Genomic DNA, 24905 nt, shown 5'->3' on the forward strand with positions numbered 1-24905 from the left:
TTCAGTCCCTCCATACAGGCCAGTTCCGGGTGAAGCGTCATGAAGTGTGGGGTGCCTGGCCTCAACCGGCCCAGTGACGGTACGCCTCGATCCACTCCACGCCCTCGGGGGCCGGACTGGGCAGCGGCAGTTCCAGGATTCCGATCGACTGCCGCATACCGCCGCGAGAGCACACGGCGACGATCCTGCCGTCCGGCGTGAGGTCGACGCCCCGCACGGTCACCTCGACGCCGAGCACAGCGGTGGTGAACGGCACGTCGAGGTGCTCCTCAAGCATGGCGAACAGACCGGTGAGCTGCTCGTCCTCGTTGTAGGCATCGACGGTCGCCTCTTCGATCATGGCCTTGAGTTCGGCCTCGCCCAACGTGCCCATGGATCAACGCTAGCGACGACCGGGGCGACGCCAGGCTGCTTCCAGCACCTTTCCCCCGGGACCGCCGTGGTGCCGACAGCCCGCGTATCGTCTGCGGCATGCGTCTGAGTACGGTGATTCTCCCTGTCCACCGGTGGAGCCAAGGAAAGAAGATCTGGCGGCGGGCCGAAGATCTCGGGTTCCACGCCGCCTACACCTACGACCACCTGTCCTGGCGGAGCTTCCGGGACAAGCCTTGGTTCGGAGCGGTGCCCACGTTGACCGCCGCCGCGACAGTGACCGAGCGTATCCGGCTTGGCACCCTGGTCACCTCGCCGAACTTCAGGCATCCGGTGACGCTCGCCAAGGACCTGATCGCGCTGGACGATGTCTCGGGCGGGCGGATCACTCTTGGGATCGGTGCGGGTGGTACGGGCTTCGATGCCACGGTGCTGGGGCAGGAGGCGTGGACGCCGAGGGAGCGGGCGGATCGGTTCGCCGAGTTCGTGCCGTTGCTCGACCGGCTGCTGACCGAGGATTCCGTGACGTACGACGGGACGTTCTACTCCGCGGTCGAGGCCCGGGGCATTCCTGGGTGTGTGCAGCGGCCCCGGCTGCCCTTCGCGGTGGCGGCCACCGGGCCGCGAGGGCTGAAGCTTGCCGCCCGGTACGGCCAGGCGTGGGTGACGACGGGCGATCCGACGCTCTTCGAGACGGGTACGCCAGAGCAGTCGCGGGAAGCCGTCCGCGGGCAGATCGAGCGGCTCGGGAAGGCCTGTGCGGAGATCGGGCGTGAGGCGTCCGAGGTGGAGAAGATCCTGCTCACCGGCTTCACACCGGACCGGGACGGACCGATGAAGTCCCTGGATGCGTTCGTGGACTTCGCGGGCAGGCACTTCGAGCTGGGCATCACCGAGATCGCGGTGCATGCGCCCATCCCCGACTCGGAGTTCGCCGCCGACCAGCGGGTCTTCGAGCGGATCGCGACCGAGGCGTTGGCGCAGCTCCGTCTGTAGCGCGCGGTCGGTTGCTCAGTCGGGGAAGCGTAGATAGCGCGGCGGTACGGCGTCGGTGAGCCAGACGCCATTGGCGCTGACATGGAAGACCAGCCCGCCGCGGTGCATCGCTTCCGCGTCCACCGACAGCACGACGGGCCGGCCGCGGCGGGCGCCGACCCGGGTCGCGGTCTCGCGGTCGGGCGACAGATGCACATGGTGGCGGAACATGGGACGCAGCCCCTCGGCCCGGATCGCGTCCAGATGGCGGGCGACCGTCCCGTGGTAGAGATACGCGGGCGGCTCCGCTGGAGGCAGTTCCAGGTCGACCGTGACGGTGTGGCCCTGGTTGGCGCGGATGCGGTCGCCGTCGACCGTGAAGCGCCGCTTGTCATTGACGGCCACGACATGGTCGAGTTCGGCGCGGGTGATACGGAAGCCGTGCTCACCGGCCGCGCGGATCAGCTCGTCGACCGCGACCCAGCCGTTCGCGTCCAAAGCGATACCGATCCGCTCGGGCTGATGGCGCAGGTGCTTGGAGAGATACTTCGACACCTTCACTGTGCGTCGTTCATCAGGTACTCCGTTCATACGAACAGCGTGACCGTGGCGTCTGCACACCGCCACTTATTTCCAAGTAATCTCTTTTCACAGGTTTGATCCACAGCCAACTGGGGTTATCCACAGGGGATTTGTCGATCCTGTGGACAACGGGTGTGCCAATTAACCTATTTGATCAATATGGCTTCTTTGTCGGTGGGTTGAGGTGAGGACATCCAAGGTCCTTGCCTGAAGCTCCCGTTCCGTGGCCGCCGTGATGAAGGCCGCGGTGTTCTCGCGGCCAACGAGCCGCCGTACGGCCCGAATCGTGTCGGCGGGAAGTGTCACCGAGCGGGTCTCGGAGTCCGGTGATGGCGGAGCGTCCGCCGTCAGAAGGTGCTGGAGACGGCGGGTGGCGAACAGCCGCATCGCGCGGGCGAGTTCGGCGTCGACCGACTGCCGCGCGAGCGGTCGCATCCGGCGTACGAGCGCGGCGGCCTTGGCCGCGTCCGCCTCCGTCGGGGGCCGATGACCGAGATAGCGGGCGAAGACATGCTCGGTCGTGAACTCCAGGAAACGGGCAGCGATGTGCTCGACCTGGCCGCGAAGCTCCCGTAGCTGCCCGGAGATTGTGGGCAGCGGCACTCCCGCCGCGTACAACTCCGCTGCCACGGAGAGCTCCTGGGGGCTGGGCACGAGGAACATGTCGTCCCGGCCCGGGACGCGCTCCAGCACACCCAGTTCCACCGCCTCGGCGATCGCCTCGTCGTCCGCTGTCCCACCGAACCGTTCGTCCAGCTCCGCACGGGAGATTCCGGCCGCCTCCTCATCGGTCCACGGTCCGTGCACCTCGGCGACCAGGCCGAGCACCACGCCCAGACCGCGTCCCGTGTCCCATGCCTCCAGCAACTCCTTGATGGAGGCCAGGGTGTACCCACGGTCCAGCAGATCGGCGATCTGCCGCAGCCGGGCGAGATGGGTGTCGTCGTACACATTGGCCCGTCCGCGCCGCTCCGGTCTGGGCAGCAGCCCGCGGTCCTGGTAGGCCCGGATCGTACGGACGGTGGCGCCGCTGGCGTGCGCCAGCGCCTCGATCCGGTACTCGGCCGGCGCGGAGGACCCGACCTCCGCCGCCGGTGCCGGCATCGGCGGCGGCGCTGTTTCCGCCTGTGGCTGTGGCTGTGGCTGCAGCTCCGACCTCGGCCCGGACATGCTCACTCCCTACGCCCGAGCGCCGCCCGGCCCACCGCGCCCGCCGCCGCACGGGCCGCGGGCGACGTCGCGAGGTACTCGACGGCCCTGCGCAGCGAGCCCTCCCGCGAAGGGTGGTACGACCGGCGGAAGTAGCGGGGTATCGCCGCGCCCAGCTCGCGCCAGGGCGGCAACAGCCCTTTGCCGATCGCCTTGTTGTGCTCGCGCAGCGAGTAGCGCGGCAGGCCGGCGAGTTGAGGGTCGTGCCGGATCAGATAGGCGGCGCCCGAGATCCACAGCCACAGCAGTACGGGCGCGGTGACGCACATGGTTCCGACGCGACGGGCGTAGCGAGCGGGATCCGGGCCGCCGCAGTGCTCGTACATGTCGAAGGCCACAGCGCGGTGTTCGACCTCCTCCGCGCCGTGCCAGCGCAGTAGATCGAGCATGATCTCGTCGGCCCCTGCCCGGTCCAGCCCTTCCGCGCGCAGCACCCAGTCACCGAGAATCGCCGTGAACTGCTCTATCGCGGCGACGAATGCCAGTCGGTAGAGCAGCCATTTCCCGGCCGGGAAGGGTATCCCCCACGGTGGCTTCTCGCCGAGGAGCTTCTCGAAGAGGAAGTCGATGTGCCGTGTGTACGCCTCGGTGCTCAGCTTCTGCTCGGCCAGATGGTCCAGTACATAGGAGTGCTGCACGCTGTGCGTGGCCTCCTGCCCCATGAACCCCTTGACGTCCTTGAGCAGTTCCGGGTCGGTGACCAGCGGCAGACCCTCCTTGAAGACCTTCACGAACCACCGCTCGCCCGCGGGCAGCAGCAGATGCAGCACATTGATGACATGGGTGGCCGTCGGCTCGTCCGGTATCCAGTGCAGGGGAGTCCCGTGCCAGTCGAACGAGACCCGGCGCGGCACGATCGCGTAGTGCTCCCCGGCTTCTCCGGCTTCCCGGGCCTCCCGGGCGGCCCTGTTCTTCTCGGCGCTCACAGCGGCGGCTCCACGCGGGCGATCGCGCGCAGTGCCCCGGGCGCGATACGGGACAGGAGCCGGGCTCCCCGGGCCTCCGGAGTGACCGGCACGACGGCCTGGTTGCGTACGACGGCCCGCAGTACGGCGTCGGCGACCTTCTCCGGCGGATAGTTGCGCAGACCGTACAGCCGTGCGGCCTTCCTTCTGCGCCGCTCCTGCTCCTCCGTGGAGACACCGGTGAAGCGCGCGGTGGACGTTATGCCCGTGTTGACGAAACCGGGACAGATCGCGGAGACCCCGATGTCCTGCCCGGCCAGTTCGGCCCGGAGACATTCGCTGAGCATCAGCACCGCCGCCTTGGACGTGCTGTACGCGGGCAGCGCCTTCGACGGCTGATAGGCCGCCGCGGAGGCGGTGTTGACGATATGGCCGCCCTGGCCGCGCTCGGCCATCTGCTTGCCGAAGACGCGGCAGCCATGGATGACGCCCCACAGATTGACGTCCAGGACCTTCTTCCAGTCCTCGGCGGTGGTGTCCAGGAAGGCACCCGACAGCCCGATTCCCGCGTTGTTGACCAGGACATCGACGATGCCGTACTCCGTGGCGACCTTCTCCGCGAGCTTCTCCATGGCCTGCCCGTCACCGACGTCGGTCTGCTCGGCCCAGGCCGCCGGGGCTCCGATCAGCCGGGACAGCTCCGCCGTCCTGGCCGCTCCCTCCAGGTCGAGATCGACCGCCACGATCCGTGCGCCCGCCTCGGCGAACGCGAAGGCGGTGGCCCGGCCGATACCGCCGGCCGCACCCGTGACCAGGACGAGCTGCCCACCGAAGCGCTGGGCGTACGGTCCGCTCGGCGCCGCTCCCGTACCGGCACCCGGACTCGTGCGCGTGCCCGTACCCGTACTCGTACCCGCGTCTGTACTTGTGCCCGTGCCCTCGGGCGGGTGTCCGCCCTCCTCGTGGTCCTCGTGGACCAGGACGAAGTCGCCGATCCAGGAGGCCAGTTGGTCCGGCCTGGTGCGGGGTACCCAATGCTTGGCCGACAGCGTGCGCCGTACCAGCCCCGGAGCCCACTGCTCCAGATCGTCGTAGAGCCGTTCCGACAGGAAGGCGTCGCCGGTCGGAGTGATGAGCTGGACGGGTGCGTGCGCATAGGCGTTGGTACGCGGCCTGCTCAGCCGGGCGCGGACATTGTCCCGGTAGAGCCACGCGCCGTGCGCCGCGTCCTGTGGCAGCGAGGGCGTCGGATAGGACGTGTCGTGGAGCTTTTCGGCCCGTCGGAGGATCTTGGGCCACTGCCTGCCGAGAGGACCGCGCCAGGCCAGCTCGGGCAGCACGGGCGTATGCAGCACATAGACGTACCAGGACTTGGCTCCCTGGCCGAGGAGTTGAGCCATCCCGCGTGGAGTGGGCCGCTTCGCGCGCTGTTTGATCCAGTGCCCCAGATGATCCAGGGAAGGCCCTGACATCGAGGTGAACGAGGCGATCCGGCCCTCGGTCCGCGCCACGGTCACAAATTCCCAGGCCTGTACGGAACCCCAGTCATGGCCGACCAGATGGACCGGCCGGTCCGGGCTCACCGCATCGGCGACCGCCAGGAAGTCGTCCGTCAGCTTCTCCAGCGTGAAGCCACCGCGCAGCGGCGCGGGCGCCGTCGACCTGCCGTATCCCCGTACGTCGTACAGCACCACATGGAAGCGCTCCGCGAGTCGTCCCGCGACCTCGGACCAGACCTCCTTGCTGTCGGGATAGCCATGCACGAGCAGTACGGTCGGCCGGGCCGGATCGCCCAGCTCGGCGACGCACAGGTCGACGCCGCCCGTGCGCACCCGGCGCTCCCGCGCGTCCTTCAGCCCCGTCCCCGTACTCATACGGCCTCCGCCCAGCGCCGCACATGCGGCAGATCGTCATCCAGCCAGAACGCGCTCTGCTCCGGATCCCGGGAGTCGGTGACCACCAGGATCTCCTCGAACTTCGCGCCCGTACCCCGGAATCCGAGGTGTGGTTCGACCGCCCACAGGCCCGGCGTGGGCGGATGGTCGGAGAATTTGTACGGGCTCCACAGCGGCGACCAGCCGTCCCGGTGACCGCGGAGCGCGTCGCTCGCGAGTCCTTTGAGCGACTGGGTGCCGAACCCGAAGACATGCGGCGACCAGCGGCGCTCCTTCACCCGGTCGACCTTGTGGGCGATGACTCCGAAGGGATACGCCCGATGCCGGTTGGCATAGCCCTGCCGGATCATCAGCCGGTCCACGTCCTCGTAGATCTCGCGCAGCGTGCGCCGCTCGCGCACCTCCCGCAGAATGAGCTCGCGGTGCGTCCGCAGATCGGCGAGCAGCCTGTCGTGCAGCGGATTGGGACCCAGACAGCCCGAGTAGCCGACATCGGCGGTGAAGCCCCGATGGATGGGCGCGAGATCCAGGATGTACGGCATCCCTTCTTCCAGCCGTCGGTCGGTGGGAAAGAACTGGAGCGGTATCCGGAAGCCGGTGAACGCCGTACGGTCCCCGAACCACGCGAAGGGCAGATGGAACCAGTCGCGCACCCCACGGGCACGCAGCCACTCGCGCTGCATCCGCGCCGCCCCGCGCTCCGTCACTCCCGGCCTGAGCCGTGCGGAAACGGCCTCCGCGCACTCGTACGCCAGACGCTGGACCTCCCTGAATCCCCGTAGCTCCGCGGTCCGTTGATCCGTCACTGCATCGCCTCCCACCCGCTCCGTGTGCGGTACGTGTTCGTGATGTGACGCTGAAGAATGTCTCACTGATGAATGTGACAATGGTCGACGGCGGCGTCAAGCGTCGGCTCATACCTGTGGATAACCGGTGCGGACCGGTGTGGACCGCTGTGGTCGGCGCGAACCGACGCGGTCCGGCGCGAACCGGCGCGGATCTATACGGATCCATGCGGATCGGCGCGGACAACCGGCCGATCGGCCCGCAGCCCTTACGTTCCCCTTACGGGTCCCTACATCTGGAGACGGACACCGATACAGCCGCCAGGTCTGACGCCCTCTGTCGCCTTCACCACTACGGTCGGACCCGTGACTGTGATCGCGACAGAAGGCCTGAGTAAGCGGTTCCCCCGGGTAACCGCGCTTGACCGGCTCTCTTTGGACATCGGACCCGGTGTGACCGGTCTGGTGGGCGCCAACGGGGCCGGCAAGTCCACCATGATCAAGATCCTCCTGGGTCTTTCCCCCGCCACGGAAGGCCGGGCCACGGTGCTCGGGCTCGATGTCGCCACCAGCGGCAGCGCCATCCGGGAGCGCGTCGGATATATGCCCGAGCACGACTGCCTGCCGCCGGACGTCTCGGCCACCGAGTTCGTCGTCCATATGGCGCGCATGTCCGGACTCCCACCGACCGCGGCCCGCGAGCGCACCGCGGACACCCTGCGCCATGTCGGCCTCTACGAGGAGCGGTACCGTCCCATCGGCGGCTACTCGACCGGTATGAAGCAGCGCGTCAAGCTCGCGCAGGCGCTGGTCCACGACCCCCAGCTGGTCCTTCTGGACGAGCCGACCAACGGCCTCGACCCGGTCGGCCGCGACGAGATGCTCGGTCTGATCCGCCGTGTCCACACGGACTTCGGCATCTCCGTCCTGGTCACGTCGCACCTGCTGGGCGAGCTCGAACGCACCTGTGACCATGTCGTCGTCATCGACGGCGGGACGCTGCTGCGCTCCAGCTCCACCAGTGACTTCACCCAGATCACCACGACTCTCGCGGTCGAGGTCACGGACACGGACGCGCACCCCGACGGCACGCAGACGCTGCGCGAGGCTCTCACCACGGCCGGGCTGACCCTCCACGCGGGCATGGAGGAAGGACTCCCCGGCGCGGGCCACATCCTGCTGATCGAGGCCAAGGGCGAGGAGACGTACGACGTCGTCCGCGACACGGTCGCCGAGCTCGGCCTGGGGCTCGTACGGATGGAACAGCGGCGCCATCACATAGCGGAGGTTTTCCGCCCGCAGCAGAACACGCAGGCGCCGGCCGACCACGCGACGGACCACACACTGGTGAAGGGAGGCGCCCACGATGAGCACTGAGACCGAGAACGGTACGACGGCCGGAGCCGGGTCCGGCGCCGGCTCCAAGGGTGGCTCCGGCTCGAGGGCCGGCTCCGGCTTCGGATCCGGCTCCGCGGCGGGAGCCGAGGCCGGGACGACCCGGATCCACAACATCGGATACCGCAACTACGAAGGACCGCGCCTCGGCCGCGCCTACGCGCGCCGCTCCCTCTACTCGCAGTCCCTGCGCGGCGCGTACGGACTCGGCCGCTCGGCCAAGTCCAAGGTCCTGCCGATGATCCTCTTCGCGGTGATGTGCCTGCCCGCGGCCATCATCGTCGCGGTCGCCATCGCGACCAATCTCAAGACCCTGCCCCTCGACTACACCCGCTACGCGATCTTCACCCAGGCCGTCATCGGTCTCTATCTGGCCTCCCAGGCGCCGCAGTCCGTCTCCCGGGATCTGCGCTTCAAGACCGTGCCGCTCTACTTCTCCCGTCCGATCGAGCGCGTCGACTACGTGCTCGCGAAGTACGGAGCGATGGCCTCCGCCCTCTTCGTACTGACCGGCGCGCCGCTCGTCATCCTCTACGCCGGCTCGTTGCTGGCAAAGATGGACTTCGCGGACCAGACCAAGGGATTCGGTCAGGGGCTGGTATCGGTGGCGCTGCTCTCCCTGCTCTTCGGCGGACTCGGCCTGGTGCTGGCCGCCCTCACACCGCGCCGCGGCTTCGGCGTCGCCGCGGTGATAGCCACCCTGACCATCTCGTACGGCGCGGTGTCCACCCTCCAGGCGATCGCATGGAGTTCGGACGCGATCGGCGCCGTCAAGTGGCTCGGCCTCTTCTCGCCGGTCACGCTCATCGACGGCGTACAGACCGCCTTCCTGGGCGCCACCTCCGCCTTCCCGGGCGAGGCGGGTCCCTCGGCCGGCGTGGGCGTGGTCTATCTGCTGGTCGTCCTCGCGCTCGTGCTCGGCTCGTACGCCGTTCTCATGCGCCGTTACCGGAAGGTCGGGCTGTGACCACCATCAATATCGAGCACGCCTCGCGCTGGTTCGGCAATGTGGTGGCCGTCAATGACGTCACCATGACGATCGGCCCCGGTGTCACCGGGCTGCTCGGTCCCAACGGCGCCGGCAAGTCCACTCTCATCAATATGATGGCGGGCTTCCTCGCGCCCTCCACGGGCACCGTCACCCTCGACAGGCAGCCGATCTGGCGCAACGAGTCCGTCTACCGGCAGATCGGCATCGTGCCGGAGCGGGAGGCGATGTACGACTTCCTCACAGGTCTCGACTTCGTCGTGGCCAACGCCGAACTGCACGGCCTGGGTACGAAGGAGGCCCGCGCGGCGCTCGCCACGGTCGAGATGGAGTACGCGCAGGACCGCCGGATCGCGACGTACAGCAAGGGCATGCGTCAGCGGGTGAAGATGGCGTCCGCGCTGGTCCACGACCCGTCCGTACTGCTGCTGGACGAGCCGTTCAACGGAATGGACCCGCGTCAGCGGATGCAGCTCATGGAACTGCTGCGGCGTATGGGCGCCACGGGCCGCACCGTTCTCTTCTCCTCCCATATCTTGGAGGAGGTCGAGCAGCTCGCCTCGCACATCGAGGTGATCGTGGCCGGGCGCCATGCAGCCTCCGGGGACTTCCGCAAGATCCGCAGGCTCATGACCGACCGGCCGCACCGCTACCTCGTGCGGTCCAGTGACGACCGCGCGCTCGCCGCCGCACTGATCGCCGATCCGTCGACGGCCGGTATCGAAGTGGACCTCGCCGAGGGCGCACTGCGCATTCAGGCGGTCGACTTCGGCCGGTTCACCGAACTGCTGCCACGAGTCGCCCGTGAGCACTCCATCAGGCTGCTCACGGTCTCGCCCTCGGACGAGTCCCTCGAGTCGGTCTTCTCCTATCTCGTAGCGGCCTGAGCGGCCTGAAAGGAGCTGTGACGTCATGTACAACCCCACAGTCGCCCGGCTCACCTACCGGGCCCTGCTCGGCAGGCGCCGGGCCGCGATCCTCTTCCTGCTGCCCGCGCTGCTGATCGTGATCGCGGCGGCGGTCCGCGCGCTCAACGGTGCGGACGACCAAGTCGCGGTTGATGTGCTGGGCGGTTTCGCGCTCGCCACGATGGTGCCGCTGATCGGTGTCATCGCGGGGACGGGCTCGATCGGGCCTGAGATCGACGACGGATCGATCGTCTATCTGCTCTCCAAGCCGGTGAAGCGGTCGTCGATCATATTCACCAAGCTGATCGTGGCGATCGCCGTGACCATGGCGTTCTCCGCGATCCCCACCTTCATCGCCGGATACATACTCAACGGCAACGGCCAGCAGATCGCGGTCGCGTACACGGTCGCGGCGCTCGTCGCCTCGATCGCGTACAGCGCGCTCTTCCTGCTGCTGGGTACGGTCAGCCGCCATGCGGTGGTCATCGGACTGGTCTACGCGCTGGTCTGGGAGACGCTCTTCGGCAGCCTGGTGGCGGGCGCGCGGACGCTCAGCGTTCAGCAGTGGGCGCTGGCGCTCGCCCAGAGGATCGGCGGCGAGGGCACGATCACCTCGGATGTCGGCCTGCCGCTGGCGGTGGGCCTGTTGGCGGGAGTCTCGGTGGTGGCGACCTGGTACGCGGGCCAGAAGCTCAGGACGCTGAAGCTCGCGGGCGAGGAGTAGACGAGTCGCGCTGTCAGCGGCAGCCCTGTCCGGCGGGCCTTTGCCCGGCGGGCGTGGGCTGCCGCTGTTTTGCTGCGGCTGTCGCCGCCTTGGCCACGTAGCCCTGGCCGCGTAACTGTACGTTTATCGGCTCGTTGTTCAAGGCGCGTGGAGGCAACTGGAGTTCGTGACGTCGAGCGTTCGTGAAGTCGGGGATTGCCGGTGCCGGATGGAAAGCCGCACCGGTCATTGAGTGAGTAGCCACCGTGAGCCGACCTCCGCCCCTGACGCCCGGGGAGAGGGCCTCCATTGTCGGTTCACAAGTGGAAGGCATGAACATGCCACCAGAAGGTGCCCTGCTTGAGTCGCGCTCGATGCGTGACAGCGTCATGGGGCGGGTCGAGACGCTCGACAAGGTCAAGGCGCTGCGGCTGCTGCCGGACGGCGTACACATCACCACGGAGGGCGTGGCGCGCTACTTCGAAGTATCCACAGGCGTCATCAGGCAGTTGACCGCGCGGCATCGCGAGGAGCTGTCCGCGAATGGGATGCATGTGGTGCGAGGCTCTGACCTGCGCGAATATCAGAGTGACAAGATGTCACTCTCATCCGGGGAGGCCGGAAGTTATCCACAGCGGCGCTCCAGCCTCACCCTCTACACCCGCCGCGCCGTGCTCAATATCGCGATGCTTCTTCGCGACAGCGACATCGCGCGGTGTGTCCGTACGTACCTCCTCGACGCCGAGGACGATCTGCGCAAGGGGTACGCGAGTCTCGACCGGCGGGTGACCGATGTCGAGTCGTGCCTCGGTGGGGTCGGTGTCGCGCTTCAGGAGCTGGGGCCGGTGCTGAACCGGATGTCGTACCGGCTCGACAGTCTCGACCGGCGGCTCGATGCCACCAATCAGGTGGTGGGAGCCATCAGCAACCGGCTGTGCGAGATGTCCGCGGACATCAACCGTGTGGACGCCCGTGTGGACGATGTCGTCCACCAGTTGAGGGATCTGCGCCGGAGCCGTAACCGCCGCTGATCTGTCGTTGATCCACCGCTGATCCATTGCTGTGGTCCGCGTCCGTCCGCCGTACTTCCGCGGGCGGACGTGGGCCATGTCGCCAATATTCGGTGGCGGCACGTCGTCGCCCGGGGCACAGTAGTTATGTCGGAAGTTCGGGCAGTAGTTCTGTCGGAACATACCTCCAGGACCGGGAGCGGAACACGGCGACGACCGGGATTCCGAGTCCGTCGAGTTCCCAGCAGGGCAGCACCGCGCAGGCACCGGAGTAGCCATCACTGCTCCGTGCTGCCGCCGGCGCGCTGCCCAGGGGCGGCCGCTTCGAGCGCGCATCCGCGCGGGCCGCCCCTCCCGGAGGATTGGCCGAGCCGTACGGCAGCGACACGCACGGCAGTGACACGCACAGCGCTCGGGCCGGACAGCACCTAACCGAGCAGCAGCCTCTCCAGCACCACCGCGATGCCGTCGTCGCCGTTCGACGCCGTGATCTCGTCGGCCACGGCCTTCAGTTCCTCGTGTGCGTTCGCCATCGCCACACCGTGCCGCGCCCATGCGAACATCGGGATGTCGTTGGGCATGTCGCCGAACGCGATCGTGTCCGCCGCCGTGACGCCGAGGCGCCGCGCCGCCAGCGAGAGTCCGGTGGCCTTGTTCAGACCCAACGGCAGGATCTCCACCACTCCGGCTCCCGCCATCACCACATCCACCAGACTGCCGACGGTTTCCCGCGCGACCCGCGCCAACGCGTCGTCGTCCAGCTCCGGGTGCTGGATGTACACCTTGTTGAGCGGTGCCGCCCACACCTCCGCCGGGTTGTCGATGAAGACCGCGGGAAGCTCGCCGTCCAGCATCCGGTAGCCGGGGCCGATCAGGACCTCGCCGTCGAGACCGTCCCGGCTCGCGGCCAGCGCCAGCGGGCCGGTCTCCGCCTCGATCTTGGCCAGCGCCAGCCCGGCCAACTGCCGGTCCAGCGTCACCGACGTCAGCAGCCGGTGCTCACCGGCGTGGTAGAGCTGCGCTCCCTGGCCGCACACCGCGAGACCCTCGTATCCCAGGTCGTCCAGGATGTGCCGCGTCCAGGGCACACCACGCCCGGTGACGATGATGTGCGCGGCGCCCGCCGCCGTAACAGCGGCAAGCGCCTCACGGGTGCGTAGGGAGACCGTGTCGTCGTCACGCAGCAGTGTGCCGTCGAGGTCGGTCGCGACCAGCTTGTACGGGAACGACGCCACGGACGATGGCGACAGCGGAAGCGGCGCCGACGACGACGCCGAGTCGGGGCCGGTGCTCACTTGGCGATCGGCTCCAGCACCTCACGGCCGCCGAGATACGGACGGAGCACCTCGGGCACCCACACCGAACCATCGGCCTGCTGGTGGTTCTCCAGGAGCGCCACGATCGTGCGCGGTACGGCGCAGAGCGTGCCGTTCAGCGTCGCCAGCGGCTTGATCTGCTTGCCGTCCCGCATCCGGACAGAGAGCCGGCGGGCCTGGAAACCGTCGCAGTTCGACGCGGAGGTCAGCTCGCGGTACTTGCCCTGCGTCGGGATCCACGCCTCGCAGTCGAACTTGCGCGAGGCCGACGCGCCCAGATCACCGGTCGCCACATCGATCACCTGGAAGGGCAGCCCCAGAGCGGTCAGCCACTGCTTCTCCCACTCCAGCAGCCGCCGGTGCTCGGACTGCGCGTCCGCCGGGTCGATGTACGAGAACATCTCGACCTTGTCGAACTGGTGGACCCGGAAAATGCCCCGGGTGTCCTTGCCGTACGTACCGGCCTCGCGGCGGAAGCACGGCGAGAAGCCCGCGTACCGCAGGGGCAGCTTGTCGGCCTCGATGATCTCGTCCATGTGGTACGCGGCGAGCGGCACCTCCGACGTACCGACCAGGTAGTAGTCGTCCTTCTCCAGGTGGTACACGTTCTCCGCGGCCTGGCCCAGGAAGCCCGTGCCCTCCATGGCGCGCGGGCGGACCAGCGCCGGCGTCAGCATGGGGATGAAACCGGCCTCCGTGGCCTGTGCGATCGCCGCGTTGACGAGGGCCAGCTCCAGCAGCGCGCCGACGCCCGTCAGATAGTAGAACCGCGAGCCGGAGACCTTGGCGCCGCGCTCGACGTCGATGGCGCCCAGCGCCTCGCCCAGCTCCAGATGGTCCTTGGGCTCGAAACCTTCCGCCGCGAAGTCCCGGATCGTGCCGTGCGTCTCCAGGACGACGAAGTCCTCCTCGCCACCCACCGGGACATCGGGGTGGACGATATTGCCGAGCTGGAGGAGCAGGCGCCTGGCCTCCTCGTCCGCCTCGTGCTGCTCGGCGTCGGCCGTCCTGACGTCGGCCTTGAGCTGCTCCGCCTTCTTGAGCAGCTCGGCCTTCTCCTCGGCGGACGCCTTGGGGATCAGCTTGCCGAGGGATTTCTGCTCGGAGCGCAGCTCGTCGAAGCGGACGCCGGACGACCTGCGCCGCTCGTCGGCGGAGAGCAGGGCGTCGACAAGGCCGACGTCCTCTCCACGGGCGCGCTGGGAGGCGCGAACACGGTCGGGGTCCTCACGGAGCAGGCGAAGGTCAATCACCCCACCAGGCTACCGGTGCGCGCCGACACCGCCCCACCCGATATCAACAGGCGCGTCCCTTTGTCTGAATTGCCGTAATTGGGAAATCTGTCGGGAAATCCCGCGCCGGCCGTCTGTCGTTCGTCAATAAAGAGGGTTCAATTCGCCGGAACGAAGCACTCGGCGGTTGTCCACTTGACTCACTTCCCTTGCGGGGAAGGCGACTTGAGCTCCGAGCGCCGAGCGTTGTCCACAGCGATACACAGGGTCATGCAAGTTATCCACAGGCTGTGTGAGTGATCTGTGGATTGCGGAAATGAGCGCTCTGTGGGCCGGGCGCGGGCCGAAGAAATTCCCTCGTAAACCGGCTCCACACACTCATTCGGGTGGGAATTGCCCGCTCCGACGAGTTGATCGCTGGACTTCGGCTGACGCGGGCCAGGGAGAGCCCTGTGGATGGACATCAGTGACTGGAGCGATTTGTCGACCCATGCGGCCGTGGTTGTCGACTTGTCCCCAGGTCGAGAAGCATGCCTGTGGATAACTCTGGGCTGTGTCCACAGGACCCACAGGCGCGTGGCAACCTCGAAGCGCCCGAGCCGTCACACCCGAGCCGTCAGGCGCGGCCGTCCTGGCTGCGTGCCAGCCACTCCGCCGCCTCGATGAACTCCGTGTCCGAGGTTCCCGGCCGCAGTGTCGACACATCGGCCGCCGACATGCCCGCCCGCGGGTACGAGCCGAGGAAGCGCACCTTGGGACAGATCCGCTTCAGCCCCATCAGGGCCTCGCCCACCCGCCGGTCCGAGATATGGCCCTCGGCGTCCACGGCGAAGCAGTAATTACCGATGCCCGCGCCGGTCGGCCGCGACTGGATCAGCATCAGGTTGACACCGCGTACGGCGAACTCCTGGAGCAGTTCGAGCAGCGCGCCCGGATGGTCGTCGCCCATCCAGATGACCACCGAGGTCTTGTCCGCGCCGGTCGGCGCCGAAGGGCGCGCGGGCCGGCCCACGAGGACGAAGCGCGTCTCCGCGTTCTCCGCGTCGTGGATCTCGGTGACCAGCGGTTCCAGACCGTATGTGGACGCCGCGAACTCGCCCGCGAAGGCCGCGTCGAACCGGCCCTCCTGCACCAGCCGCGCGCCGTCCGCGTTCGACGCGGCCGACTCCCACACCGCGTCCGGGAGCTGGCTCCGCAGCCAGTTGCGTACCTGCGGCTGGGCGACCGGATGACCGGTCACCGTCTTCACGTCGGAGAGTTTCGTCCCGGGCCGTACGAGCAGGGCGAACGTGATCGGCAGCAGCACCTCGCGGTAGATCATCAGCGGCGCGCCGGAAGCCAGCTCGTCGAGCGTGGCGGTGACACCGCCCTCCACCGAGTTCTCGATCGGTACGAGTGCCGCCGCGGCGTCGCCGTTCCGTACGGCGTCGAGAGCCGTCGGTACGGACACCATGGGGACGAGTTCGCGGGTGGCGGCTTCCGGGAGCGTACGGAGGGCGGCCTCCGTGAAGGTGCCCTCGGGGCCCAGATACGTGTAGCGCGTGGCCGACATACGGTCACCCTAATGGCCCGGCGCGACTCACGACTCCTGAGCGCGCGCCGGGGGCTGGTGCCGGCGCTCAGGACTCCAGCAGCCGCTGGCCCACGTACTCTCCCTGCCGCGCGCCACCGGGCACTGCGAACAGTCCGCTCGCCTCGTGGCGGATGAACGCCGACAACGCGTCTCCACGGTCGAGCTTGCGCTGCACGGGTACGAATCCCTTGAGCGGATCGGCCTGCCAGCAGACGAAGAGCAGCCCCGCGTCAGGGGTCCCGTCCGCCCCGATTCCGTCGTGGAAGGAGAAAGGACGGCGCAGCATCGCGGCCCCACCGTTCGCTTCCGGCGTCGAGATCCTGGCGTGCGCGTTGGCGGGTATGACGGGGCTGCCGTCGGCTCCCAGCCGGTCGAGGTCCGGCTCCGTTGTCTCCGTGCCGCCCGTGAGCGGAGCGCCGTCGGCCTTGCGGCGGCCGATGACCTGCTCCTGCTTGCCGAGCGGGAGCTTCTCCCAGTCGTCGAGGAGCATACGGATACGCCGTACGACGGCGTAGGAGCCGCCCGCCATCCAGGCCGGGATGCCGGCCGCCGGCGCCGCCGGGACGAAGATCCGCCGGTCGAAGTCCGGCTCGGACGGCTTGGGGTTGCCTGTGCCGTCGATCTGGCCCATCAGATTGCGGCTGGTCATCGGCTGCGGTGTCGCTCCGGGCGAACGGTTGAAACCGTTCATCTGCCAGCGCACCCGCGCCGCCGCGCCCGCGTCCTTCTGGAGCGTACGCAGGGCGTGGAAGGCGACCAGGGCGTCGTCGGAACCGATCTGGATCCACAGATCGCCGTTGCTCCGCCGGGCGTCGAGCCGGTCGGAGGAGAAGGCGGGCAGCGGGTCCAGAGCGCTGGGACGCTGGTCGGCCAGGTCCGTACGGTCGAAGAAGGTACGGCCGAAACCGAAGGTCACGGTGAGCGAGGAAGGCCCGGCGTCCAGGGCGATACCGGTGTCGCCGTCGGCGTCCGGGCCTCCGGCCGGTTCGCCGGCCATCATCGCGCGCGCCGACTCCGACCAGCGGCGCAGCAGCGCGGCGGCCTCCTTCCGCCCGGCACCCGGGGCCAGATCGAAGGCGACGAGATGGCCGCGGGCATGCATCGGGGTGGTGATACCGGGCTGGTGCGCGCCGTGGAAGGGGACCGACTCCGCGCCGAGCGTGGTCAGCGCCGTCGCCGGCTCGGGACGGCTCGCCGCGTACGCACCGGCCCCGCCCACCGCTCCGAGCGCCAGTCCGGTGGCCCCGGCGGCGCTCGCGGTGCCGATCAGCCGCCGCCGGGAGATAACGGCGGGCGCGGCGCCGTCCGTCCGCAGCCGGTCGTCGTCCAGGGTGTCCCTGGCCTCCTCCCGAGGATCCTGGGCGGCCCGGGTGTTGCGGTCGTTCCGGTCGTTCCGGTTGTTCCGGTTGTCGTGGTCCTGTTGGGTCTCGCTCACGATGGGTCAGCCGATCTTCACGTTCTTGTCGACAGTTGTCTGGTCGATGTCGGAGGTCCGTACGGTCACCTGGAGCCGCCACTCGCCGGGCATCGGGATCTGTACGCCGTCCGCGCTCCAGTGTCCGGGAGCGAAACGGTCGGGGACGATCGGCAGTGGGCCGATCTGCTCTGCCGTGAGCGTGAAGGCGGCCTTCACCTCGGGCACGTCCAGGGGCTTTCCGTCGGCGCCGTCGACATAGATGTGCATCACATTGGCGCCGGAGCGGCCGGGGTCGAGAGTCAGCCGGATGGTGCCCTTGCCGTTCTGGCCGCCGGTGTCGAAGGGCATACGGACATTGACGGGACCCGCGCTCGCGGGAGCCTCGGCCACGGTGCCGCCGGTGCGGCTCGCTTCCAGCTCGGCGGTACGGCCCGGCTCGGTGGACGTCAGTACGGTCGTGACGGCGAGGAGCACCACGGCGACTCCGGCCTCGGCCAGTACGGAACGGCGCAGTCCGGTTCGCGCCGGATCGGCGTCGCGGAGGCGCTTCTGGCGTGCGCTCGCCAGTGCGGCTCTTTGCCGGGCGAGTTGGGTAGCTCTCTGACTGTCATCAACCACAGCCGTCGCGGTGACGGTGTCGGAACCGGTTCTCCCCCCGGTCTCCGATTCCGCCTCCACCTCGGCTTCCGCCTTGATCCCGGTGTCCGCCTCGATCTCGGTGTCCGCCTCCGCCACGGTCTCCAACTGCCCGTCCACCGCCGTCTCTTCCGCCAGCCGTCCCGTCCACCGCCGTGAGAACCAAGCGATTGCGACCAGCACAGCCACGAGTCCGACCTTGACCAACAGGAGCTGCCCATATGACGTTTCCCAGAGCGCCGACCACGATCCGACCTGACGCCAGGACTGGTAGAGCCCGGTCGCGGCGAGCACCACGACGCTGAGAAAGGCGGTGCGGGAGAAGCGCCGTACCGCCGTGCTGTCGATGAAGGGCGCCCGGTAGAGGGTGACGAGCAGCGCCGTGAGCCCGCCGAGCCAGACCGCCACCGCCAGCAGATGCAGGACGTCCACCGGCATGGCGAGACCGGTTTGTATCCCGGTCGAGGCGTGTTCGGACAGCGCCCAGGTGGCGGCGATCCCGGCCGCGACGACCGAGCCGCCCATGGCGAGCCCGAAGGTGAGGTCCTTCCGCTCCTTGCTCTCCTCCTCGTCACGGGGCGACTCCCTCTTGGCGTACGCGCCGAAGAGGACGGCGACAAAGAGCGCCGCCGCGCCGAGGAGCAGCAGCCGGGAGACGAGCGCCGCTCCGGTCTTGGTGGCCAGGACGTCCTGGAGCCCGTCGAGATCGAAGGCGTCGCCCAGTTCGCCGGAGCCGGTGTACGGATTGCGCAGGAGCAGCAGGACGAGTGTGGCGGCGGTGAGGGCGAGCCAGCCCTGGACGACAAGCCGTTGCAGTGGCCGTACGGACGCACCGCGCTGCCAGCAGCCGAGTACGAAGGCGGCGCCGCCGACGAGCAGGATGAAACCGGCGTACGAGATATAGCGCGCCGCACCGTACAGCGTGCCGACCAGTCCGCCGCCGGCCTCCTCGGTGGGCACGGTGGCGGTGGTCTCGGAGGGCGCTCCGATGGAGAAGGTGAAGGCGCCGGAGACGGGATGACTGTCGGCGGAGACGGCCTGCCAGGCGACGGTGTAGGTGCCGTCGGGCAGTCCGGGACGCAGGTCGACGCCGTACCGCACGGCGCCTGTCTCGCTCAGATCGCGGATCTTGCCCGTGTCCGCGCGTTTGCTGGTGGGATCGAGTACACGGATGGAGTTGTCGCCCATGGCGATCTGTTCGGAGAAGGTGAGGGTGATGTCCTTGGGAGCGGAAACGACCACCGCCCCGTCCTCGGGGCTGCTCCCGGTCAGCGCGGCATGCGCCGACGCCGTGCCGGAGAGCACGGTGAAGACGGTGCCGAGCAGCACCGTGGTGATGAGCAGCAGGCGCATCAGGAGTGCTTGCCCGGGTGCTTGCCCGAAGCGCGGGGCGATGGCTGTCATGGCGTCTCAGTCCCTCATTGCTGGGCCGGGTTGTAGGTGGTCTCCTTCACGGGAAGTTCGACCGCGATGGGATCGCCCTTCTCGAAGTGCAGTTCGATGTTGACGTTCTCCCCCTGCTGGGGGCGGCGCTTGATGTCCATGAACATGATGTGGCTGCCGCCGCGTTCGAGATCCAGCTCGCCGCCGGCCGGGATGTCGAAGGACGTCACCTCCATCATTTTCTGGTTCTCGGTCTTGTGGATGGTGATGTCGTCGGAGAGGTCACCGGTGACGGAGGTGAGCTTGTCGGCGCCGCCGCCTTTGTTGGTGATGACGAGAAAGCCGGCCGCGAGGTCGCTGACGGGCTGGGGCATATAGGCGCTGCTGACGGACAGTTCGGGCTGCTCGGACGAGCCGCCGCCGGAGGAACAGCCGGTCAGTGCCAGCGTGGCCGTGAGACCGATGGCGACCGCGAGTCCAAGTACGGGTGCAGGTGCGGGCGCGAGCGGAGTGCGGCGGTTCACGGGGTCTCGCCCTTGATGATCTTCGGCAGATCCTTGGCGTAGTCGTCCGCGGAGGCGTCCTCGCCGTAGAGGACATAGCCGGCATCGGTCTTCGGCGAGAAGGCGATGACCTGCGCGCCGTGCATGGACACCACGCTGCCGTCCTTCTCCTTCGTCGCCGGGTCGATACCGATGCCCAGTTGACGGGCGCCCGCCTGGATCGTCGGAAAGTCACCGGTGAGTCCGACGAAGGACGGATCGCCCGCGCTCGGCAGCCACTTGGCGAGTTCGGCGGAGGTGTCACGCTCGGGATCGGTGGTGACGAAGACGACCTGGAGCTTGTCCTGGTCGGCCTTGGGAAGCGACTTTCTGGCGATGGCGATGTTGCTCATCGTCAGCGGGCAGACGTCCGGGCAGTTGGTGTAGCCGAAGTAGATCAGCGTCGGCTTGCCCTTGGTCCGCTCGCGGAAGTCGTAGTCCTTGCCCTTGGTGTCCTTGAGGACGAGGTTCGGCTTCTCGAAGGGCTGGTCGAGCACCGTTGCCGCTTTGGTCTTCTCCTGGACGGAGACATCGGCGATCGATTTCGTGGAGTCGTCACCGCTGCCGCAGGCGGTCAGGGCGAGCGCCGCGGCCACCGCGAGGGCGGCGGCCGAGGTCAGGGTTTTCTTGCGCATGAAGGGAGTTCCTGGTCGTGGAGTACGGGCACCGGGCACGCGGGGCCGGGGAGTTCCGGCCTCGCGTGCCTCGGACGCCTCGGATACATGGAGCCTGACGCGTCAGCCGTGCTGCGGCCGTATGTCAGGCAGCAGTTGGGATACGGGTCGGGCCGCGGTCGGGCGGTGCGTCAGGCCGTACGACGTCGGCCGGCCAGGACACCGAAGGCCACGCCGGCGACACCGACGGCAATGCCGACGATGCCCAGAACGCGGGCGGTGGTGTCGCTGCTGTCGGCGGAGGCCGTCTCGGTCTTCGCGTCGTCGGCCGCGCTCGCGGCCTTCGTGTCGCCGTGGTCCGAGGCCGTCTCGGCGCCGGCCTGGTCCGCCGTACCGCCGTGTTCGTCGCCCGTGGCCGCGGTGAGCTTCAGGACGGGCGCGGGGCTCTCCGGCTCCGCCGCGCCTTCCTTGGGCTCCTCGATCCAGCGGACGACGTCCTTGTTGTCGTACGTCTGGATGGCCTTGAACACCAGTTGGTCGGCGTCCTCGGGAAGCTGTCCGACGGAGAGCGGGAACTGCTGGAACTGCCCGGGGCCGATCTTGCCGCCGTCCGCGGTCCAGGTGACCTTGGAGACCGCCTCGGTGATCGTGTTGCCGTGCATCTCCAGCGGCTTGGCGAGCTTGCTCTTGGTGACATCGATCTTCCAGCCGGGCACGGGCTGCGGCATCACGGACGCCAGTGGGTGGTCGGTGGGGAAGTTCACTTCGAGCTTGGTGGTGGAGGCGTTGTCGCGCTCGTTGGGGACCTTGAAGTTGATCGTGGCATAGCCGCCCTTGGCGGCCGGGCCCTGCGGCTGGACGCTGACATGCGCGGAGGCGGGGCCCGCCAGCAGCAGAAGAGCGGTCGCGGCGATACCGCCGGCGACGGAGAGACGAGTGAGGTTCTTGGCCGCGGATCCTGAGGAGGAGGCGGAGAACGTTGAGAACACGGAACACTCCACGGTGTGGGGAGAAGAGGTGATCGGGCGGCGCGACATCACTCCCCGTCCGGCACGGCCGTAGAGACGTACGGACGTAGCAGCATGAGCACGTAAGCGCGTAACCACGTAAGAACGCGTGGATGTGCGGACGTGCCGGAGTGCGGACGTGCGGAAGTGGGAAATGCGTCGCGTCAGGCTGCGAGAGCGAGGACCGCCGGAGGGCCGCGCCTGATCACCGTGTGCTGGAGTGTCTCCCCGGCAGGCACCGGAAGAGTGGCGTACGAGATACGCGGAGCGCGTGTCTCGGGAGCGTGCGCGCCGGTCAGCCCGGCGCGCAGGGCCCGTACGAGCGCGAGGGCCGCACGCAGGGCGCGCAGCGTCGCACTCTCCGTCACCTCACTGATCCCGTGCGCCGAGAGCTGAGTGAGCCGCAGCAGCGCGAGATCTCCGCGGCGCAGCACCCAGCCCATCGCGAGGGCGACCAGCAGATGCCCGAGCACCATCGGCAGGGAGGGCAGCAGCCCGTCGACGGAGGTCTGTACGGAGTGTCCGGCCGCCGAACCGGAGGCCGAACCGGAAGCCGAGGACGAGCCCGCGGCTCCGATCGCGCCCATCAGATGCTGATGGGCGCCCGCCATCGACGCCATCGCCCCGGAGCCCGTAGCCGCGGCTCCATCCGCAGCCGCCGCGGCACCCGTGCCCATGTCCATGCCCGAACCCGCCGGGTTGAGCCCCGCGTTGGCCACGATCCGCTGTGCGTCGACCGTGCTCAGCGAGGCCGGGCCCGCTCCGCAGACCAGTTTCGCGGCCAGTCTGATCAGCGCGTCATCGGTCCCGGCCGGCACCGTGAGATGCCGCTGACCGATGCCGAACAGACTGTGCAGAGCGAGCTGTCCGGCCGTCAGGGCCAGCACGATGGACGGTGTCGACCGCGCGCGTCCGGCCAGCGGAGCCGCGACGGCGAAGACCGCCAGGAAGCTGAGGAGCAGAGTCCACCAGGGGACCGGGGCACAGGAGGCCAGCACATGTCCGGTCGCCGACAGCACGACACAGACCGCGGTGAACACCGCGGCCCTCAGCAGCCGCGGAGCGGCTCCGGCGCGTACGAGACGAGCAGACATGGCCGGGTCATCATCGCACTGCGCCTCCGGCCGCCGTAGGGCAGGTCCGGAAGGTCGCTCTCCGCCCCATACGCGCTGCCCTATACACCGCCATGCGCCGCGTTCGCGTCCGCCGAATGAGGGTTATCACGTCAACCGCGCGCTTACGGGCTCCCATGGAGGGCAAATGGAGGGCAATACGTATCGGTATGTCGAGCCGCAGCCAGAAAGGCTGGAGCATGAGCATCTGGTGGTCTCTCCACTTGCGGCGCGAAGCCGCGAGCGTTCCGCTCGCCCGTCATCTTCTGCTCGGTGCCATGGAGACCGCGGGGGTCGATCCCGAGGTCTCCTTCGATCTCTCGGTCGCCCTCAGCGAAGCCTGTGCGAATGCCGTCGAGCACGGCGGTACGGGTGAGGACAGCGGTGACGGCGGTGACAGCGGGGACGGACGTTCCGCCCGATCGCCCGGGGCATACCGGGTGACCGCGTATCTGGACGGCGAGCGTTGCCGTATCGAAGTGGCCGATTCCGGCCCCGGGTTTTCCACCCGGCGAGTGGTGCGCCGCCCTGTGCCACCGCCCGCTCCCACCGCCGAGAGCGGCCGAGGGCTGGGTCTGATCGAACAGCTCGCCGATCATGTGCATTTCCGCAATAAACCCGGGCACGGCGCGGTGGTCAGCTTCGACAAGATCCTCAAATGGCGGGAGGACGCCCTGCTCAGAGCCATGTGAGCCCGAGCAGCGCGCCCTCCGCCATGCCTGCTTCAGCCGTCGGTCTGCCTCAGCCTCATGCCTGCCTCAGCCGTCAGGCCTGCTCAGCTGCCAACCTGCTTCAGCTGTCAGGTCTGCTGCTTCAGCCGTCAGCTCTGCTTGAGGCCCGCCATCCAGGCCTCCACCTCGTCGGCCCGGCGCGGCAGCGCCGCCGACAGATTCCGGCTCCCGTCCTCCGTGACGAGGATGTCGTCCTCGATCCGGACACCGATACCGCGGTACTCCTCGGGCACGGTCAGATCATCGGCCTGGAAGTAGAGCCCCGGCTCGACCGTGAGGCACATCCCCGGCTCCAGCGTCCCGTCCACGTACACCTCCCTGCGCGCCGCAGCGCAGTCGTGCACATCCAGACCGAGCATGTGGCCCGTGCCGTGCAGCGTCCAGCGGCGCTGGAGGCCCAGCTCCAGGACCTTCTCGACCGGCCCTTCGAGCAGACCCCACTCCACGAGCTTCTCGGCGAGGACACGCTGCGAGGCGTCGTGGAAGTCGCGGTACTTGGCGCCGGGCTTCACCGCTGCGATACCGGCCTCCTGGGACTCGTACACCGCGTCGTAGATCTTCCGCTGAAGCTCGCTGTAGCGGCCGTTGATCGGCAGCGTGCGCGTGACATCGGCCGTGTAGAGGGTGTGCGTCTCCACACCGGCGTCGAGCAGCAGCAGATCGCCGGAGCGTACGTCGCCGTCGTTGCGCACCCAGTGCAGGGTGGTGGCATGCGGTCCCGCCGCGCAGATCGAGCCGTAACCGATGTCGTTGCCCTCGACGCGGGCGCGCAGGAAGAATGTTCCTTCGATATAGCGCTCGCTGGTCGCCTCCGCCTTGTCGAGGATCTTCACGACGTCCTCGAAGCCGCGCACGGTGGAGTCGACGGCCTTCTGGAGCTCGCCGATCTCGAAGTCGTCCTTCACGGCGCGCGCCTCGGAGAGATAGATGCGCAGCTCCTCGTCGCGCTCCGCCGTCACCTTGTCGGTCAGCGCGGCCTCGATGGAGGCGTCGTGCCCACGGACGTTACGGACCGGGCCCGTCGCCTCCTTGAGGACGGCGGCCACCTTCCGTACGTCCTTGGCCGGGATGCCCAGCAACTGCTCGGCCTCGGCGAGGGAGTGCCGGCGGCCGACCCACAGCTCGCCCTGGCCGTCGAGCCAGAACTCACCGTTCTCCCGGTTGGAGCGCGGCAGCAGATAGACCGTCGCGTCGTGCCCGCCGTCCTTCGGCTCCAGTACGAGAACGCCGTCGTGGGTCTGGTCGCCGGTGAGATACGTGTACTCGGTCGAGGCGCGGAAGGCGTACTCGGTGTCGTTGGACCTGGTCCTGAGGTTGCCCGCGGGGATCACCAGGCGCTCGCCGGGGAAGCGCGCGGAGAGCGCGGCGCGGCGCGCGGCGGTGTGGGACGCCTGTGCGATCGGCTCCAGGCCGTGCAGCTCGGTGTCGGCCCAGCCGGACTTCATGATTTCTGCGAGCTCTTCGGACACGCCCGGGTTCAAACCGTTCTTCCTTGTCTTGATCGGTTCTTCTTCGGTCTCCGGGATCTCCGGTTCCGGGGTTTCCGGGGTCTCCTGGGCGAGCTCGTCAGCCACGTCTTCTCCTCATAAGGTCATGAATCCAGAACATCCTTCCC

The 24905-nt window shown here is 68.5% G+C and carries 23 protein-coding genes; 7 read left to right on the forward strand and 16 right to left on the reverse strand.

Annotated elements, in window-relative coordinates; translation table 11 throughout:
- Nucleotides 1-61: 61 nt before the first annotated feature.
- Entirely contained in the window at nt 62-373 is a 312-nt protein-coding gene (locus ACFV6H_RS20305) for a calcium-binding protein (RefSeq protein WP_385543902.1), read from the reverse strand.
- Nucleotides 374-471: 98 nt separating this feature from the next.
- Between ACFV6H_RS20305 and ACFV6H_RS20310 the strand changes: the two genes are divergently transcribed.
- Complete coding sequence (locus tag ACFV6H_RS20310; protein WP_385543904.1) at nt 472-1368, forward strand: LLM class flavin-dependent oxidoreductase; 897 nt, start codon at nt 472-474, stop codon at nt 1366-1368.
- 15 nt (nt 1369-1383) lie between these two features.
- Here the strand turns inward: ACFV6H_RS20310 and ACFV6H_RS20315 are convergent, their stop codons facing one another.
- The 5 genes from ACFV6H_RS20315 to ACFV6H_RS20335 all read right to left on the reverse strand — a co-directional run bounded on the left by ACFV6H_RS20315 (nt 1384) and on the right by ACFV6H_RS20335 (nt 6744).
- The gene (locus ACFV6H_RS20315) at nt 1384-1938 is read right to left on the reverse strand and encodes an RNA 2'-phosphotransferase (protein WP_385543907.1); all 555 of its coding nucleotides are present in this window, start codon (nt 1936-1938) and stop codon (nt 1384-1386) included.
- Nucleotides 1939-2070: 132 nt separating this feature from the next.
- A complete protein-coding gene (locus ACFV6H_RS20320) occupies nt 2071-3033 on the reverse strand; it encodes a MerR family transcriptional regulator (protein ID WP_385544421.1) in 963 nt (320 codons plus the stop codon).
- Between the two features lie 68 nt (nt 3034-3101).
- Nucleotides 3102-4064: a metal-dependent hydrolase gene (locus ACFV6H_RS20325; RefSeq protein WP_385543910.1), complete on the reverse strand. Its 963-nt coding sequence runs from the start codon at nt 4062-4064 to the stop codon at nt 3102-3104.
- Nucleotides 4061-5917, reverse strand: coding sequence for an SDR family oxidoreductase (locus ACFV6H_RS20330; RefSeq protein ID WP_385543913.1), 1857 nt, complete (start codon nt 5915-5917; stop codon nt 4061-4063). Before ACFV6H_RS20330 ends, ACFV6H_RS20325 begins: the two co-directional genes overlap by 4 nt.
- Entirely contained in the window at nt 5914-6744 is an 831-nt protein-coding gene (locus ACFV6H_RS20335; RefSeq protein ID WP_385543916.1) for a M24 family metallopeptidase, read from the reverse strand. Before ACFV6H_RS20335 ends, ACFV6H_RS20330 begins: the two co-directional genes overlap by 4 nt.
- A 345-nt stretch (nt 6745-7089) precedes the next feature.
- Here ACFV6H_RS20335 and ACFV6H_RS20340 point away from each other — a divergent pair, with 345 nt between their 5' ends.
- From ACFV6H_RS20340 to ACFV6H_RS20360, 5 genes are all read left to right on the forward strand, one after another.
- Nucleotides 7090-8100, forward strand: a complete 1011-nt coding sequence (locus ACFV6H_RS20340; RefSeq protein ID WP_384779923.1) for an ABC transporter ATP-binding protein — start codon at nt 7090-7092, stop codon at nt 8098-8100.
- Complete coding sequence (locus ACFV6H_RS20345; RefSeq protein ID WP_384983274.1) at nt 8090-9085, forward strand: ABC transporter permease; 996 nt, start codon at nt 8090-8092, stop codon at nt 9083-9085. The genes ACFV6H_RS20340 and ACFV6H_RS20345 overlap by 11 nt, the downstream gene beginning before the upstream one ends.
- Nucleotides 9082-9993, forward strand: coding sequence for an ABC transporter ATP-binding protein (locus ACFV6H_RS20350; protein WP_385543920.1), 912 nt, complete (start codon nt 9082-9084; stop codon nt 9991-9993). The genes ACFV6H_RS20345 and ACFV6H_RS20350 overlap by 4 nt, the downstream gene beginning before the upstream one ends.
- Before the next feature lie 25 nt (nt 9994-10018).
- Nucleotides 10019-10738, forward strand: a complete 720-nt coding sequence (locus tag ACFV6H_RS20355) for an ABC transporter permease (RefSeq protein WP_093593742.1) — start codon at nt 10019-10021, stop codon at nt 10736-10738.
- A gap of 317 nt (nt 10739-11055) precedes the next feature.
- Complete coding sequence (locus ACFV6H_RS20360) at nt 11056-11748, forward strand: hypothetical protein (protein WP_384983277.1); 693 nt, start codon at nt 11056-11058, stop codon at nt 11746-11748.
- Between the two features lie 407 nt (nt 11749-12155).
- On the opposite strand, the gene ACFV6H_RS20365 is transcribed toward ACFV6H_RS20360, so the two are convergent.
- The 9 genes from ACFV6H_RS20365 to ACFV6H_RS20405 form a co-directional block, all read right to left on the reverse strand.
- Nucleotides 12156-12962 (reverse strand): HAD family hydrolase, encoded by an 807-nt coding sequence (locus ACFV6H_RS20365; protein WP_385544424.1) that lies wholly within the window; start codon nt 12960-12962, stop codon nt 12156-12158.
- Between the two features lie 56 nt (nt 12963-13018).
- Nucleotides 13019-14296 (reverse strand): serine--tRNA ligase, encoded by a 1278-nt coding sequence (gene serS, locus ACFV6H_RS20370; protein WP_093593739.1) that lies wholly within the window; start codon nt 14294-14296, stop codon nt 13019-13021.
- Nucleotides 14297-14891: 595 nt separating this feature from the next.
- The gene (pheA, locus tag ACFV6H_RS20375) at nt 14892-15827 is read right to left on the reverse strand and encodes a prephenate dehydratase (protein ID WP_384983283.1); all 936 of its coding nucleotides are present in this window, start codon (nt 15825-15827) and stop codon (nt 14892-14894) included.
- Nucleotides 15828-15894: 67 nt separating this feature from the next.
- Nucleotides 15895-17178 (reverse strand): iron uptake transporter deferrochelatase/peroxidase subunit, encoded by a 1284-nt coding sequence (gene efeB / locus ACFV6H_RS20380; RefSeq protein WP_385544426.1) that lies wholly within the window; start codon nt 17176-17178, stop codon nt 15895-15897.
- Between the two features lie 111 nt (nt 17179-17289).
- Entirely contained in the window at nt 17290-19305 is a 2016-nt protein-coding gene (locus ACFV6H_RS20385; RefSeq protein WP_385543925.1) for a copper resistance protein CopC, read from the reverse strand.
- A 14-nt stretch (nt 19306-19319) separates the two neighbouring features.
- Entirely contained in the window at nt 19320-19808 is a 489-nt protein-coding gene (locus ACFV6H_RS20390) for a copper chaperone PCu(A)C (protein WP_385543928.1), read from the reverse strand.
- Nucleotides 19805-20461 (reverse strand): SCO family protein, encoded by a 657-nt coding sequence (locus ACFV6H_RS20395; protein WP_385543930.1) that lies wholly within the window; start codon nt 20459-20461, stop codon nt 19805-19807. The genes ACFV6H_RS20390 and ACFV6H_RS20395 overlap by 4 nt, the downstream gene beginning before the upstream one ends.
- 170 nt (nt 20462-20631) lie before the next feature.
- Nucleotides 20632-21429 carry a YcnI family protein gene (locus ACFV6H_RS20400; RefSeq protein WP_385543932.1) on the reverse strand — a complete coding sequence of 266 codons (798 nt, stop codon included), beginning with the start codon at nt 21427-21429 and terminating at the stop codon, nt 20632-20634.
- Between the two features lie 182 nt (nt 21430-21611).
- The gene (locus ACFV6H_RS20405) at nt 21612-22541 is read right to left on the reverse strand and encodes a hypothetical protein (RefSeq protein WP_385543934.1); all 930 of its coding nucleotides are present in this window, start codon (nt 22539-22541) and stop codon (nt 21612-21614) included.
- Nucleotides 22542-22759: 218 nt separating this feature from the next.
- Here ACFV6H_RS20405 and ACFV6H_RS20410 point away from each other — a divergent pair, with 218 nt between their 5' ends.
- Nucleotides 22760-23251: an ATP-binding protein gene (locus ACFV6H_RS20410; RefSeq protein ID WP_384779949.1), complete on the forward strand. Its 492-nt coding sequence runs from the start codon at nt 22760-22762 to the stop codon at nt 23249-23251.
- 128 nt (nt 23252-23379) lie between these two features.
- On the opposite strand, the gene ACFV6H_RS20415 is transcribed toward ACFV6H_RS20410, so the two are convergent.
- On the reverse strand, nt 23380-24864 hold the full coding sequence (locus ACFV6H_RS20415) for an aminopeptidase P family protein (protein WP_385543937.1): 1485 nt from the start codon (nt 24862-24864) through the stop codon (nt 23380-23382).
- Nucleotides 24865-24905: the final 41 nt, after the last annotated feature.

The sequence above is a fragment of the Streptomyces sp. NPDC059743 genome (genome assembly GCF_042732975.1).
GTDB lineage: Bacteria > Actinomycetota > Actinomycetes > Streptomycetales > Streptomycetaceae > Streptomyces.